Below are 13,860 nucleotides of genomic sequence, written 5' to 3' on the forward strand. Positions count from 1 at the left end.
CACGCAAGATTATCAGACCATCGTTCTATTGTTCGCTGCGATGCATGTCAGTTGTCCGAAGACGCGTGCTGCGCCACGACAGGTCCGCCACCTGCTTACGCGTCGCGGCCTGGGATGCCTCGTCCTGTTCCGCCACGCGCTCGACCAACCAGGAAGCGAGTGTGGCAGTCACGATGCCCAGCAACGCAATTCCGCCGATCATCAATGCTCCGGCGATCATGCGCCCGGTCGTGGTAACGGGCGCCATGTCTCCGTAACCGACGGTCGTGACCGTCTCCATCGCCCACCACAATGCCGTTCCGTACGACGTGATGGCAGCGCCCTGCGCGTGACGCTCGGCATCGAGCATGGCCAGCGCCGCGACACCGATCAGCAAGGCCGTGGCACCAGTGGCGTAAATAACCACCCGTCCACGCAAGCTTTGCCCGCTCGAGCGGTGAACTATCGCAAGCAGTGTGACCAACCGAAGTAGGCGCAGCGGACGCAGCATGGGCAACACCACCATCGCCAAGTCCAAGAGATGCCTGACGAACCAGCGACCGCGGGCAGGTGCCAACCACAGGCGAACTGCGTAGTCGACGGCAAAAACGACCCACGCAGCCCACATCGTCCATTCGGTCAGACGATGTGGAAGGCCCGTCGGTTGCGCCAGCACTTGGTACGCGTACGCCACCAAGAACAGGCAGGCCGCAGCGGTCAACGGGATGTCGATGGCTAGCTGCCATTTCTCCAACGTCCACGCAGCGCGGCGGTGCGCCGACTTCGTCGATTCGTTCATCCGAGAAGTCTGACACCACCGCTACCTAGTGCCCGGCAGAACCGACTCAGATCCGAGTGTGCGTCAAGATGTTGAGCGCCGTGGGAACTGCCTCGATCGTGATGGGCAACGGCCCCACCCGATCACCGTCCGCGTAGGCGATGATGCCCTCGGAGACCAACCGCACCTTCTTCGACCGATACGTCTGCACCGCATCCAAGGAGACGTGAGTTCCCTTGTACACCCGCGGAAACAGGCGCACCAGACGCAACCTCGAACCGTGCCCGACGACGGTCAGATCCAGCAACCCATCAGACTTCGACGCGCCCGGAGTGATGAGCATGCCGCCACCGTACGAGCGGCCGTTGCCGACAGCCACGAGCGTCGCGTCCACCGTGATGACCTCGTCGTCGAGTTCGATCCGGTACGGCAGCGGCTTCATCTTCGCCAACTCGGCGAGCATCGCCAAGTTGTAGCGCATCGGTCCCTTGGGCCACGACATCCGATTGGCCCGTTCACTGACCAGCGAATCGAATCCGCTCGCGATGATCGTTCCCGACCAGACGACGGAACCGTCGGCCAGCGTGATCTTCGCCAGGTCGGACTGCTGCACGACGCCGTCGGCGATCACATCGGCGGCTGCCTCGGGATCGCCTGTGGGAATGCCGAACTCACGGGCGTGATCGTTACCGGTGCCCGCCGGGATGAGCCCGATAGGAGTATCGGTCAACGCGGCAGCCTGCAATCCGATGCTGATGGCACCGTCACCGCCGACCACCACCAGCGCGTCGGTACCCTCCTCGATCGCACGACGGGCCAATTTCTTGGCGTCGTCGGCGTCGGTTCCGATGATCTCGGTGACGGCAACTCCCCGAGCGCGCAGTCGCGCAACACCTTTGCGTCCTGCCGCAGGCGCGTGACCATGTCCCGCCATCGGATTGATCAGGACGGTAACCTTCTCGATCTGACTGCGGGTTTCGGTCACGGAATCAGCTTTCCAGGATTGAGGATGCCGGCAGGGTCCACTGCATTCTTCACTGCGCGAAGGATGTTCGCGCCCAGTTCACCGATCTCGTCCTTCATCCATGGGCGGTGATCGGCGCCGACAGCGTGGTGATGGGTGATCGTGCCACCGGCGGCGATGATCGCATCGCCAGCGGCAGTTTTCGCCTTGTGCCACTGAGCGATCGGATCCTCGGTCTGCGCGCTGACCACGGTGAAGTACAGCGAAGCACCGGTCTTGTAGGTGTGCGAAATGTGGCACATCACGAGCGGCTGAGTCCCCTGCTCGACGAGAGCCTTGGTCAGCGCCTCGGTGACCGAGGAGCGCAGGTTCGCGAGGTTACCCCAGGTGGTTGCCGTCTCGAGGGTTTCACACAGCGCACCGACATCGAGGAGAGCGTCACGCAGATACGGTGCATCGAATCGCCCGTGTTCCCAGCTATTTCCGGGCTCCTCGCCGAGCGATGTGCCGCCGTGAGCGGTGAGAATTGCTCGGGCCTCCGCCATCCGTTCAGCGGTGTGCGAAGCGGTGCCCTCGTAGGTAGTGATGCCGAGGCAACCACCGGTGAAGGCGTTCTCGCCGATCTTGTCGGTGGTCGCCAAATTCACGCCACTCTCGGCCTCGTCGGACAACCGCAGCACGGTCGGAGCCGATCCTTCCTGGACAAGCTCACGCAATGCAGCTGCGCCGGTGGCGAAGTCGGGGAAGCTCCACCCTTCGCGCACGGTGGTCTCGGGCAGACGGTGAACCCGCACACGCACGTGCGTGATGACGCCGAAGGTGCCCTCGGAGCCGACAAAAAGCTCACCCAGATCGGGGCCTGCAGCGGATGCCGGCGCACGCCCGGTCTCGATCACTCCACTCGGGGTGACAACGGTGAGGCCCTGAACCATGTCCTCGAAGCGCCCGTATCCAGCCGACGCCTGCCCCGAAGACCGGGTGGCGGCAAACCCGCCCAGAGTGGCGAACAGGAAGCTCTGCGGGAAGTGCCCGACCGAGAAACCGTGCTCACGCAGAAGCTCCTCGGCCCGTGGGCCGGTAGTTCCGCCGCCGAACGTCGCAATGCCCGATTCCTCGTCCAACCCGACAAGCTGATCGAACCTGCGCAGATCGAGAGAAAGAACTGCGTCGAACCCGTCACGAATGGGATCGAGCCCGCCGACGACGCTGGTGCCACCACCGAACGGGACCACTGCGATCCGGTTGGCAGAGCAGTATCGGAGAACCTGCTCGACCTCTGCGTCTGTCCCTGGAGTGACGACTGCGTCCGGTGCGTCCTGCGGCTCGACGCTACGACGGCGAAGCAGATCCGGGGTGCTCTTGCCACCGGCCCGAAGGATTCGATCGGAATCCTTGGTACTGACGTACTCGGCCCCGACCAGCCCGGACAGCGCTTCGACATGCGACTGGGCCATAGCGGACGGAGCCACCTGGACGTCTTCGATGGCGAGACGCGATCGAGTCGGTGCGGAGACACCGAGAAATCCGGTCAACAATGATGTGACTGCGTCCGACAGTTCACGCTTCTTGGCCGGATCGCCCCAGGCGTCCCACTGCATCGGCGGTTGCAAGGCAGACTTTTCGGTGCTCATAGACACTAGTGTTACATATTTGTGTGATGTGTAAACATCCCGGTGGATCAATCCATCCATCAACCCATCGTCTTGGAACCGTCGATGGCTTCGCGAAGCATGTCCGCGTGGCCCGCATGCTGGGCCGTCTCGGCGATGATGTGCAGCAATGCGCGCCGCGCTGACCAGCGAGCTCCCGCTTCGAACCACGGCGCCGACGGCAGTGGATGCGAGATGTCGAGGCTGTCCAGCGAGGCCACCAACTCGTCGGTCCTGGCCGCGATCCCCTCGTACTCGGAAACGATGCCTGCCAAGGTTTCATCCTCGACCATCGCGAATTCGTTCGCCCGTTCCTGTTGCATCTCTTCCGACCACTGGGTCGGGTCGAAGTCCCCACCAAGTCCGGCCGGCCCTTCCAGAATGAAGTCGACCCATCCCTTTTCCGCCTGACCCACATGCTTGATCAATCCGCCGAGGCACAGTTCACTCACGGTCGGCCTCGAAGCGGCCTGCTCGTCGGTGAGGTCCTTGACGGTGAAGAGAAGGAATTCACGATGCCGACGCAGGCTCTGGAGGAGATCCGCGCGCTCGCCGGTGACGGTGGTGATCGGTGCGTTCATGATGTTTTCCTTCGCTCGTGGGTTCGTGCCCTGTGAGAACTACGTTAGAAGTTATTGCGGACAGAAACGGTCCTCATTAGAAAGCGATCAAGAAAAAACTTCCGGCACCCACCGATGAAGGTGGGTGCCGGGAGTTCGAGCGAGCTAGACGAGATCAGACTGTGCGGGCCAAACGATCGGCCAGCAGGCGCGTGAAGTGCGCCGGATCGCTCAGCTCGCCGCCCTCGGCAAGCAACGCCATGCCGTAGAGCAACTGAGCCGTCTCCGTCAGGTTCTCTGCATTGTCATTGGCGGCCTGCGCCTCCCGCAGACCCGAGACAAGCGGATGCTCCGGGTTGAGCTCGAGAATGCGCTTGCTGTGTGGAACAGGCTGACCCGAAGCCTTGTACATCTTCTCGAGCGTCGGAGACATGCTGAACGCGTCGCCGACAATGCAGGCAGCCGACGTGGTCAGTCGCGTCGAGAGACGCGTTTCCTTGATGTCGTCGGACAGGGTTTCGGTCAGCCACGTCAGTAGCGCGCCGAATTCCTTTTCCTTCTCTTCGCGCTCGGCCTCGGCCGCCTTCTTCTCGTCCTCGGTGTCCAGGTCGACCTCGCCCTTGGCGATCGACTGGAAGGTCTTGCCGTCGAAGTCCGAGACTGCGTCGACCCACATCTCGTCCACGGGATCGGTAAGTACCAGAACCTCGAGGCCCTTGGCCTTGAAAGCCTCCATGTGCGGCGAGCTTTCGATGAGGTGACGAGATTCGCCGGTCATGAAGTAGATCTGTTCCTGACCGTCCTTCATACGCTCCACGTACTCGGCGAGAGTGGTCACGCCCTCTTCACTGTTGGTCGAGGCGAAGGACGAGATGTCGAGCAGCGTCTTGCGGTTGTCGGCATCGGCCATCAGGCCTTCCTTGAGCGCGCGTCCGAACTCGGTCCAGAAAGTCGAGTACTTCTCCGGCTCGTTCGCCTTCATGTCCTTGATGGTCGAGAGGACCTTCTTGGTCAGACGACGACGGATGGCAGCGATCTGCCGGTCCTGCTGCAGAATTTCACGAGAGACGTTGAGCGAGAGGTCTTGTGCGTCGACCACGCCCTTGACGAAGCGCAGGTAATCGGGCACCAACTCTTCGCAGTCGTCCATGATGAAGACGCGCTTGACGTAGAGGTGGATGCCGGCCTTGCGCTCACGCATGAACAGATCGAACGGCGCCGTCGACGGAATGAACAGCAGCGCTTGGTATTCGAAAGTACCTTCGGCCTTCATCGGGATGACCTCGAGAGGCTCGTCCCAGGCGTGGCTGACGTGCTTGTAGAACTCCTTGTACTCGTCCTCGGACACCTCGTCCTTGGAGCGAGTCCACAGCGCCTTCATCGAGTTGATCGTCTCGGTCTCGATGGTGACCTCGGGCTCCTCGCCCTCGGCCGGCGTCGACGTACGAGCGACATCCATGCGGATCGGCCACGCGATGAAGTCGGAGTACTTCTTGACCAGTTCCTTGATCTTCCATTCCGACGTGTAGTCGTGCAGGCCGTTCTCGGAATCCTCGGGCATCAGGTGCAGGGTCACGGAGCTACCCTGCGGTGCCTCGTTCACATGCTCGAGCGTGTACGTGCCTTCGCCGGTCGATTCCCAGCGCGTCGCGTGATCTTCACCGGCACGGCGGGTCAGCAGCGTGACCTTGTCCGCGACCATGAACGTGGAGTAGAAACCGATGCCGAACTGACCGATCAGTTCTTCCGATGCCGCTGCATCCTTGGCTTCCTTGAGCTTACGACGTACCTCGGCGGTGCCGGACTTGGCGAGCGTGCCGATCAGGTCGACGACCTCGTCACGCGACATGCCGATGCCGTTGTCGCGGATCGTGAGGGTGCGCGCCGCTTTGTCGATGTCGATCTCGATGTGCAGATCGGAGACGTCGACGTTGAGGTCTTTGTCCTGGTACGACTCGAGGCGGAGCTTGTCCAGCGCGTCCGAAGCGTTGGAGATCAACTCACGAAGGAAGCTGTCCTTGTTCGTATAGATTGAATGAACCATCAGATCCAGCAGCTGACGTGTTTCTGCTTGGAACTCGAGCTGCTCGGTATGCGCGGTCACTTCGATCCCTTTCTCTTCTCGGACTGATCACAGGAATTTTACTTGACCGCGAATACCGCGGGTCGGCCCCCGCACAGACAAGGGAGGCCACGCGACCTGCGCGTGACCTCCCGTTATCTTCACCACCGATCTACTCGGTGACGTTCACCATCGAATAGTTCGAGACGCCGGCGGCCAGCACCCTGAGGTGATCGTCAGATGCGCCCAAAGTGTGTTCGATGGCCACCAGCCGCGAGACGTAGTGCCCGACCGGATACTCGGCTGTCATACCGATACCACCGTGCATCTGAATTGCTTCCTGACCGATCTGATGCGCGGCGCGACCGACAGACAGCTTCGCTCGCGACGCGATGGTCGGATCGATCACTCCGTCGGCGATGGCCATGGTGGCGTACAGACTCATGCTGCTCGCCAGTTCGAGCGCCACGTACATGTCGGCCGCACGATGAGTCAGCGTCTGGAACTTCGCGAGCGGAACACCGAACTGCTTGCGCTGCTTCAGGTATTCCGTCGTCAGTCGCAGAGCTTCGGTCATGATCCCGATCGCCTCGGCGCACAGAGCTGCCTGCGCCCGAACCTCTGCTTCGACGATCGCCTCCGTGACATCGCCGCCCTCACCAAGCTGTTCGGCCGCGGCATCGGTGAACGTGAACTGCGCACCGCGACGGCCGTCGTGGGTGGCGTACGTGCTCCGTGTGACACCTGAGCCCTCCGCATCCACCAGGAAGAGCCCGGTGCCGCCGCCTGGAAGTGCGGCGCTGACGATCACGACGTGCGCGCTGTCGCCCTGCAGAACCGGGTTCTTGACGCCGGTGATCGTCCACCCCGATCCCTCCTGCGATGCATTGGTCGTGACAGTGGCGACCGGCCAGCGCGTGCCGGGTTCCGTATGCGCGAAGGCCGACAGAGTGGTCCCGTCGCTGAGCGCCGGCAGGAGCCGCGCCCGCTGATCTGCCGAACCGACAGCCGCGATCAAACCGCCGGGGATCAGAACACCACCCAGATACGGCTCGGGTGCAAGCGCGCGGCCCAGTTCGGTCATCACGACCATGGTCTCGACCGGCCCAGCGCCCATCCCGCCGTCGGCCTCCGCGAATGGCAGGCCGAGCAACCCGAGCTCGGCGAACTGCTTCCACACCGAGGCATTCCATCCCTCGTCAGTAGCCGAGGTGGCGTTGCGCTTCTCCGCGTCGTAGCTGCGGTTGAGCAATTCACGCGTCGTGTCGCGAAGCATCGTCTGCTCGTCGTCGAGTTCGAAATTCATGTCAGATGCTCACAATCCGAGGATCGAGGAGGCAATGATGGAGCGCTGCACCTCACTTGATCCGCTGTAGATGGAAACCTTCCGGTAGTTCAGGTAGCGCGGCGCCGCCTGCTGCGCCCACTCCGGCGAGTCGATCTCGGCCGTGTTCACCGGCAACGAGTCCGGACCCGCAACATCCATCAGCAATTCCGTTGCCGCCTGCTGCAATTCGGAGCCACGGAGCTTGAGCAGCGACGATGCCGGATTCGGCTTTCCGTCTGCCGAACTCGCCACAACTCGCAGTTGAGTCAGATCCAGTGCAAGCAGTTCGTTTTCCAACTCAGCCAACCGAGCCGCGAACAACGGATCCTCGAGGAGTGTGCCTTTTCCGACGCGGACCTCCTGCGCCTTCTCTTTTGCCGTGGCGACAAGGGTTTTGGAGAACCCGACCCGTGTGACCCCCGTGCGTTCGTTGCCGAGCAGGAACTTGGCGTAGTCCCAGCCCTTGTTCTCCTCGCCGACAAGATTCTCCGCAGGTACGCGGACGTTGTCGAAGAACACCTCGTTGACCTCGACGCTGCCGTCGATCAGTTTGATGGGGCGAACCGTGATGCCGGGAGTTGCCAGATCGATGAGCAAGAACGAAATTCCGGCCTGCCGCTTCTGGGCACTGGCATCTGTGCGAACCAGACAGAAGATCCACTCGGCGTGCTGAGCGAGAGTAGTCCACGTCTTCTGACCGTTGACGATGTAATCCGCGCCGTCACGGACAGCGGCCGTCTTGAGTGAAGCGAGATCCGAACCGGCTTCTGGTTCCGAAAAACCCTGGCACCACCAGATATCGGCGTTGGCCGTAGCGGGGAGAAATTTCTCCTTCTGCTCCTGCGAACCGAAGGCAGCGATAACGGGCCCAACCATGCTCACGTTGAACGGCAACGGGTTGGGTACCGACGCCAACTGCATTTCCTCGGAATAGATGTGGCGCTGAACCGGAGTCCAGTCCTTGCCACCCCATTCGACCGGCCAGTGTGGAACCGCCAACCCGTGTGCGTTCAGAATCTGTTGACCCGCAACGATGTCCTCACGAGTCAGCTTTCCGAATCCGGCTGCACGTGCTCGAAGTTCGGGCGAGAATTCGGTGGTGAAGAACTTTCGCATCTCCTCGCGGAACGCAACTTCCTCAGTGGTCAGTTCGAGATTCATGTGGAGTCTGCTTTCTTCTTGCAGGATTTCAGAACAAGATTCGCGCGACGGTCTGCGCAACGACGGCAGGTTTGCCCACGCCTTCGATCTCGACGGTGTTGGTGATCTGACTCTGCAGCGAGCCGTTCGGCAACTCTTCGATCGCGGAGAGCACTGCGGTATTTCGAACCTTGGCCCCGACTGGCACCGGACTCGGGAATCGAACCTTGTCGGACCCGTAGTTGATGACCATTTTCGCGCCGTCGATGCGATACACGGACTTCGACAGAAGCGGCAGGAGTGAGAGCGTCAGATACCCGTGCGCAATTGGTCCACCGAAAGGTGATTCGCGCCTGGCTCTTTCGTCGTCGACATGAATCCACTGATGGTCACCGGTCGCGTCGGCAAATTGATGGACCATCTCGCGGGTGACCTCGACCCACTCGCTCGAGCCCAGCGTTTCACCGACCGCCCCCAGGAGATCGGACTTGTTCTCGAACACCCGTGTCATCTGATCCTCCACGTTCCCGAACACTGTTAGGTTAATTGGATAATAAACTCACAGTGTAAGGTTGTCCAGTACTTTCAGACGAAAGGGTTCTGGCCGATGGCGCGACCGCGGGTTCCACTACTGAGTAAGCCGATCATCAGGGACACCGCCCTGAAACTGGTGGACGAGCACGGTTTGACCGACTTCTCGATGCGCAAACTCGCCACTGTTCTCGGCGTACAGGCACCGTCGCTGTACAGCCATTACGCCAACAAGGACGAGTTACTCGACGACGTCGCGAACGTCATCATGGAGTCCGTCGACGTGAGCGGCTTCGACTCCGACGATTGGCGCGGCGCGCTACGCACGTGGGCGCGGTCCTACCACGCCGCCCTGGGCAAGCATCCCAATATCGTTCCCTACTTGGCCTACGGTCCGAGCGTCAGGCCCATCGCCCTCGATCGCGCGAACGCCATCCACGGCGGCCTGGTGCGCGCCGGATGGCCGCAGCGCACGGCAACGCTGATCGGCGCTTCCGTCAAGTACGTGGTCATGGGTGCTGCGACGGCAACGTTCTCCGGCGGATTCGTGGACGATCCCGCTATCTACGCCGAGCGTTACCCGCACCTCACACGAGCACACCTGTTGCGTGAGCGTGCCACCGAGATCGACGGCGCCAGCTTCGAACTCGCACTGGAATCCCTGCTGGACGGGCTGGACGCCAAATACGCACTGCTGCAGAGAACTACAGAGCAACCTCCTCGAAACTGAGGGTTGTTACCGTCGATCAAGCGCGCCGAGCATCGCGACGAAGGCCGCCTGACGATCCCCCAGAGCGGCGAAGAATTCCCGGTCCGAAGATTCCACCGCGCGGTTCGCCCTGCCGGCCAAGGCCGCACCCACCGGCGTGACGGCAAGCGAGCGAGCACGAGCATCGGTCGGATGTGGCCGTCGTTCGACAAACCCCTTGGATTCGAGGGTCCGAATCACCTGTGACGTCATCATCGCGTCGGTGCGCGCGTACTCGGCAAGACCGCGTTGAGTTATCGGCGTCTCTGCATCCAGCCAGGTCAGTGCTGCGAGCAGAACGAACTGTACGTGGGTCAGGTCGAAAGGTCGCAGCGCCGCGCGAATCGAGGCTTGCCAAGCATTGGTGACACGCCACAACATCAGACCGGGACTCTCGTCCGCGTCCTCGAAGTCGGTTTCCAGTTTCTTCGCCACAGCGCCAGTGTGTCAGCTCGTCGTCGAACGCAGAACCTCGACGTCGTTGTCATCCAACGGAATCAAGCCACGCCGGAGTTGATACCCCCAATTCGGTGCCGAGGTCAGCGCCAATCGACTCCGGACTGCGTCGAGAGGAACGGGGTTGAACTGTTCGTACCGAACTCGCCGCCGAAACGGCTTGAAACACCCCTCGTCCGCCTGCCAGATCTCACCCTCTTCGATCACACCGAGAGCTGTGAACTCGCGCAACGGATCTCGGTCGCCCATGGACTCGACCGGCGAATAATAGACAAGCACGTCACCTGCTTTCATCCGTACCAAACCAGCTCTCTTTCCGTGCCCGATCTGTGCGATACCGAGATCCACTGCGCGACGCACATGTTCGGCAGAGACAACCCCTAACCAGGCATTCATCGCCGGCCCCCTGGCGAACCGAAAGCACATTCATTCATACATTTAGTATGCGCGCTTATTATATTTCACGCAACAGATCCACTCTTGAACGTGTTCAACTCCAGGGCGTACGCTGCACTTGAACATGTTCAAAGAAGGAGTGTCGATGAGTAGTCGCGGGATCGAGACCAGGGAAAAGCTGGTGGAAACAGCATTGCGGCTCTTCCGCGACGAGGGCTTCGCAGCGACGACCATGCGCAAGATCGCAAATGAGGCAGAGGTCTCGCTCGGGAACGCCTACTACTACTTCGCCAGTAAGGACGAACTGGTTCACGAGCTGTATCTCGTCATCCAACGCGATCACCGCGCTCTGGCGCTTCCACTCCTTCGCGAAGGTGGGTCACTGACAGAAAATCTCAGGATTGTTCTGCACACCGGACTCGATGTCATGGGGCCCTATCACGGCTTCGGTAGCGCGTTTCTGCACGTTGCACTGCCCACCGCATCACCGTCCAGCCCGTTCTCGGCCGAGTCGACCGATGCGAGATCGATGGCCGTCGATCTGATGCGTGAAGCACTGGCGGCGTCGAAGCAGAAGACTCCGGCGTCATTGGAGACCCAGCTCCCCACGCTCTTGTGGCTCAGCTATCTGGGCGTGACGCTGCACTGGGTCACCGACTCGTCTCCGGGGCAAACGCGCACCCGATCCCTGGTCGACGGCCTGGTACCGATCATCGCCAAAGCGCTCACACTCGCCCGGCTGCCAGTGGCACGAGGTCTGGTCGGCGATGTCGCCGCCCTGATGACAAAAGTCGTTTCTGCAGAGGGGAACACAAAACCATGAAGACCGTTGTTGTCTGTGGTGCGTCGGGTTACGTAGGCCAACACCTTCTTCGAACGCTCGAATCCAACGGGGTCGACGTTCGGACGATCGGCCGGGGAGGAACGAGCGATGCCACGTGGTCCGACGAGCACGGCGTCGCCGATGTACTCAGCGGCACGGATCTGCTCGTCAACCTCGCCGGCCGCTCCGTGAGCTGCCGCTACAACAAGCGCAATGCCGACGACATCTTCTCCTCCCGAGTGGAAACGACTGCACTGTTGGGTCGTGCGCTGACCCGCACGCCGCAGCCACCCTCACTCTGGGCGAATGCCAGTACCGGCACGATCTACCGAGACGCACGAGATCGACCGATGGACGAGAAGAACGGAGAGCTGGGAAAGGGATTCTCCGTAGCGGTCGCGCGAGCGTGGGAACACGAATTGTTCTCAGCCCCAACGCCTGTTCGCAAAGTGGCACTTCGGATGTCGATCGTCCTCGGAGCCGGCGGTGGGGCGATCAATCCGTTCGTCAACCTCGCCCGAATGGGCTTCGGCGGACGAATGGGCGACGGCCGACAGATGTTCAGCTGGATTCACATCGCCGACGTCATTCGCGCGATCATCCACGTCTACGAGAATCCGGAGATCTCAGGCCCGGTCAATATCGCATCCCCGTATCCGGTAACCAACACCGACATGATGCGGATGGTACGAGCGAAACTTGGCCGACAATACGGGTTTCCGACGCCGGGCTGGATGCTCGAGTTCGGCGCACGAATCATCCGCACCGAGGCTGAACTGGTAACGAAGAGTCGCTGGGTTTCACCAGGGGTGCTCGCGGACAGCGGCTTCCAGTATCAATTTCCGACGTTGGAGTCTGCGCTGAACCAGATCGCTCAAGAGACCCCGCGAGGGTTGCTTCCGGTTTCACTCGGCTGAAGTTCGGCTGCGATCGCAACCGCTCGCACGATATCCTGCTCGAGCAGATAGTGATTCAGTGCAATCGCAGCCTTTGATCCGGCAGCGGCGGCGGTGATCAACTGCGCCGGAGAATCCGACACATTCCCCGCGGCCCAGGCTCCAGGCACACTTGTGCTGCCTGCAGGATCAGTTACCACCCAACCATTTTCGTCGGCTTCACACCCCAGGTCAGTCAACAGATCGCCTCGCGGAACAAACCGTGGGCCGACAAACACTACGCTTCGCGGAATTACCTGACCGGAGGCCAGTTCGACGCCGTCCAATCTACCATCGCCAACCGACACGCCAGCCACATCGCCTTCGACAATGCGAATCCCCCTGGCAATCAGCCGCTCCCGTTCGGCTCCCGTCAGCTCGATACGGTTGGGAAAGAAGACGACATCCTCCGACCATTGACGCACCAACGACGCCTGATGAATGGTGAACGGCCTATTGCCACCACCGAGCACACCGATCGGGGAATCTCGAACCTCGTACCCGTGACAGTAGGGACAATGCAGAACGTCGACGCCCCAGCGATCTTGCAGCCCAGCGATGTTCGGCAGCTCGTCACGTAACCCAGTAGCAACCAGAACAGTCCGTGCCTCCAGCGACGCAGTCGCGTCGGTTTGCACAAGAAACCCACCGTCGTCCGTGCGCTCGATTCGGATTGCGGTGCCAGTCGTCATTTCGCTGCCGTACTCGAGAACCTCCTTGCGGCCGGCCGCAAGTAATTGCGTAGGACTCTCACCATCCCGCGTCAGGTACCCGTGCAGGTGCTCGGAGACACCATTGCGCGGGTTACCTGCATCGACGATCATCACTCGCCGCCGAGCACGAGCCAGAACAAGCGCGGCACTCAACCCCGCCGCACCGCCACCGACAATCACCACGTCGAACCTCATGTGCTCCCCCAGTCCGCAGATCGTCCCACCCGAGACGGTGGGCTATTCTGGCAATCTAGCAAATTTGTTTACCGGTTAACAAAGTTGAGGAATCGTGAACGAACCAACACTCCGCTCCCGTACCTGCAACCTCTGGGCCGAAAACAATCCCGACCTCGACACCTCGCCCATGGAAGTAGTCGCGCAACTCAAACGGATTACGGCGCTTCTCGAACTAGCAGTCGAACCGGTATACCAAACCGCGGATCTCACCGTGTCGGAAGTGGAACTGCTTGTGCCACTTCGATACGCCGAGGAACCGGTCACCGCGATTCGTCTCGCCGAACGCCTCGGTATGTCTCGGGCCGGGGTCAGCAAGGCACTCGCGCGACTCGAGAAGCGAGGATTCGTCTCCCGCACAAGCAATCCCGAAGACAGGCGATCTGCACTGATCACGATGACGGTCCAGGGAAACGCTGTCGTCGACGACGTCTTTCCTCGCGAACTCGCCGCTCACGGTGAATTGTTCACCCAACTCGGCCGGGACCGGGGGAAGGTCCTTGCCGCACTCGAGCGACTGGCAGTATCCATGGAAAGTGGGCTGAATCGAATGCCGGGCAAGTAA

Annotated in this window: 15 protein-coding genes; 4 read left to right on the plus strand and 11 right to left on the minus strand. The window is 61.2% G+C overall.

Annotation, left to right across the window (positions count from 1 at the left end):
- Window positions 1-25 precede the first annotated feature (25 nt).
- From ACVZUB_RS24730 to ACVZUB_RS24765, 8 genes are all read right to left on the minus strand, one after another.
- The gene (locus ACVZUB_RS24730) at window positions 26-778 is read right to left on the minus strand and encodes a potassium channel family protein (protein ID WP_099697547.1); all 753 of its coding nucleotides are present in this window, start codon (window positions 776-778) and stop codon (window positions 26-28) included.
- Between the two features lie 46 nt (window positions 779-824).
- Entirely contained in the window at window positions 825-1,742 is a 918-nt protein-coding gene (locus ACVZUB_RS24735; RefSeq protein WP_007731349.1) for a diacylglycerol kinase, read from the minus strand.
- A complete protein-coding gene (locus tag ACVZUB_RS24740) occupies window positions 1,739-3,319 on the minus strand; it encodes an FAD-binding oxidoreductase (RefSeq protein ID WP_042452763.1) in 1,581 nt (526 codons plus the stop codon). The genes ACVZUB_RS24735 and ACVZUB_RS24740 overlap by 4 nt, the downstream gene beginning before the upstream one ends.
- 92 nt (window positions 3,320-3,411) lie before the next feature.
- Window positions 3,412-3,951 (minus strand): DinB family protein, encoded by a 540-nt coding sequence (locus ACVZUB_RS24745; RefSeq protein WP_003940638.1) that lies wholly within the window; start codon window positions 3,949-3,951, stop codon window positions 3,412-3,414.
- Between the two features lie 154 nt (window positions 3,952-4,105).
- Complete coding sequence (gene htpG / locus ACVZUB_RS24750) at window positions 4,106-6,034, minus strand: molecular chaperone HtpG (RefSeq protein WP_054781209.1); 1,929 nt, start codon at window positions 6,032-6,034, stop codon at window positions 4,106-4,108.
- 130 nt (window positions 6,035-6,164) lie between these two features.
- On the minus strand, window positions 6,165-7,298 hold the full coding sequence (locus ACVZUB_RS24755) for an acyl-CoA dehydrogenase family protein (protein WP_482627850.1): 1,134 nt from the start codon (window positions 7,296-7,298) through the stop codon (window positions 6,165-6,167).
- A gap of 9 nt (window positions 7,299-7,307) precedes the next feature.
- Window positions 7,308-8,480, minus strand: a complete 1,173-nt coding sequence (locus tag ACVZUB_RS24760; protein ID WP_285182080.1) for an acyl-CoA dehydrogenase family protein — start codon at window positions 8,478-8,480, stop codon at window positions 7,308-7,310.
- A gap of 28 nt (window positions 8,481-8,508) precedes the next feature.
- A complete protein-coding gene (locus tag ACVZUB_RS24765) occupies window positions 8,509-8,970 on the minus strand; it encodes a MaoC family dehydratase (protein WP_042453553.1) in 462 nt (153 codons plus the stop codon).
- Between the two features lie 96 nt (window positions 8,971-9,066).
- Here ACVZUB_RS24765 and ACVZUB_RS24770 point away from each other — a divergent pair, with 96 nt between their 5' ends.
- The gene (locus ACVZUB_RS24770) at window positions 9,067-9,720 is read left to right on the plus strand and encodes a TetR/AcrR family transcriptional regulator (protein WP_214924381.1); all 654 of its coding nucleotides are present in this window, start codon (window positions 9,067-9,069) and stop codon (window positions 9,718-9,720) included.
- A gap of 6 nt (window positions 9,721-9,726) precedes the next feature.
- On the opposite strand, the gene ACVZUB_RS24775 is transcribed toward ACVZUB_RS24770, so the two are convergent.
- Both ACVZUB_RS24775 and ACVZUB_RS24780 read right to left on the minus strand, forming a co-directional pair.
- Window positions 9,727-10,173 carry a MarR family winged helix-turn-helix transcriptional regulator gene (locus tag ACVZUB_RS24775; protein ID WP_003940281.1) on the minus strand — a complete coding sequence of 149 codons (447 nt, stop codon included), beginning with the start codon at window positions 10,171-10,173 and terminating at the stop codon, window positions 9,727-9,729.
- A gap of 12 nt (window positions 10,174-10,185) precedes the next feature.
- A complete protein-coding gene (locus ACVZUB_RS24780) occupies window positions 10,186-10,590 on the minus strand; it encodes an EVE domain-containing protein (protein ID WP_030535154.1) in 405 nt (134 codons plus the stop codon).
- 145 nt (window positions 10,591-10,735) lie between these two features.
- Between ACVZUB_RS24780 and ACVZUB_RS24785 the strand changes: the two genes are divergently transcribed.
- On the plus strand, window positions 10,736-11,413 hold the full coding sequence (locus ACVZUB_RS24785; protein WP_333836956.1) for a TetR family transcriptional regulator: 678 nt from the start codon (window positions 10,736-10,738) through the stop codon (window positions 11,411-11,413).
- Window positions 11,410-12,330, plus strand: a complete 921-nt coding sequence (locus tag ACVZUB_RS24790; protein ID WP_050656413.1) for a TIGR01777 family oxidoreductase — start codon at window positions 11,410-11,412, stop codon at window positions 12,328-12,330. Before ACVZUB_RS24785 ends, ACVZUB_RS24790 begins: the two co-directional genes overlap by 4 nt.
- On the opposite strand, the gene ACVZUB_RS24795 is transcribed toward ACVZUB_RS24790, so the two are convergent.
- A complete protein-coding gene (locus ACVZUB_RS24795; protein ID WP_037125744.1) occupies window positions 12,288-13,256 on the minus strand; it encodes an NAD(P)/FAD-dependent oxidoreductase in 969 nt (322 codons plus the stop codon). The two genes, ACVZUB_RS24790 and ACVZUB_RS24795, sit on opposite strands and share 43 nt — an antisense overlap.
- 94 nt (window positions 13,257-13,350) lie before the next feature.
- Here ACVZUB_RS24795 and ACVZUB_RS24800 point away from each other — a divergent pair, with 94 nt between their 5' ends.
- On the plus strand, window positions 13,351-13,860 hold the full coding sequence (locus ACVZUB_RS24800; RefSeq protein WP_058037691.1) for a MarR family winged helix-turn-helix transcriptional regulator: 510 nt from the start codon (window positions 13,351-13,353) through the stop codon (window positions 13,858-13,860).

Source organism: Rhodococcus sp. OS5, assembly GCF_056837585.1.

Bases quoted from the DNA above. Each gene is read 5' to 3' on its own strand.
- ACVZUB_RS24730 (WP_099697547.1), bottom strand. From the start codon at position 778: ATGAACGAATCGACGAAGTCGGCGCACCGCCGCGCTGCGTGGACGTTG.
- ACVZUB_RS24740 (WP_042452763.1), bottom strand. From the start codon at position 3,319: ATGCAGTGGGACGCCTGGGGCGATCCGGCCAAGAAGCGTGAACTGTCG.
- ACVZUB_RS24745 (WP_003940638.1), bottom strand. From the start codon at position 3,951: ATGAACGCACCGATCACCACCGTCACCGGCGAGCGCGCGGATCTCCTC.
- ACVZUB_RS24755 (WP_482627850.1), bottom strand. From the start codon at position 7,298: ATGAATTTCGAACTCGACGACGAGCAGACGATGCTTCGCGACACGACG.
- ACVZUB_RS24760 (WP_285182080.1), bottom strand. From the start codon at position 8,480: ATGAATCTCGAACTGACCACTGAGGAAGTTGCGTTCCGCGAGGAGATG.
- ACVZUB_RS24765 (WP_042453553.1), bottom strand. From the start codon at position 8,970: ATGACACGGGTGTTCGAGAACAAGTCCGATCTCCTGGGGGCGGTCGGT.
- ACVZUB_RS24770 (WP_214924381.1), top strand. From the start codon at position 9,067: ATGGCGCGACCGCGGGTTCCACTACTGAGTAAGCCGATCATCAGGGAC.
- ACVZUB_RS24780 (WP_030535154.1), bottom strand. From the start codon at position 10,590: ATGAATGCCTGGTTAGGGGTTGTCTCTGCCGAACATGTGCGTCGCGCA.
- ACVZUB_RS24785 (WP_333836956.1), top strand. From the start codon at position 10,736: ATGAGTAGTCGCGGGATCGAGACCAGGGAAAAGCTGGTGGAAACAGCA.
- ACVZUB_RS24790 (WP_050656413.1), top strand. From the start codon at position 11,410: ATGAAGACCGTTGTTGTCTGTGGTGCGTCGGGTTACGTAGGCCAACAC.
- ACVZUB_RS24795 (WP_037125744.1), bottom strand. From the start codon at position 13,256: ATGAGGTTCGACGTGGTGATTGTCGGTGGCGGTGCGGCGGGGTTGAGT.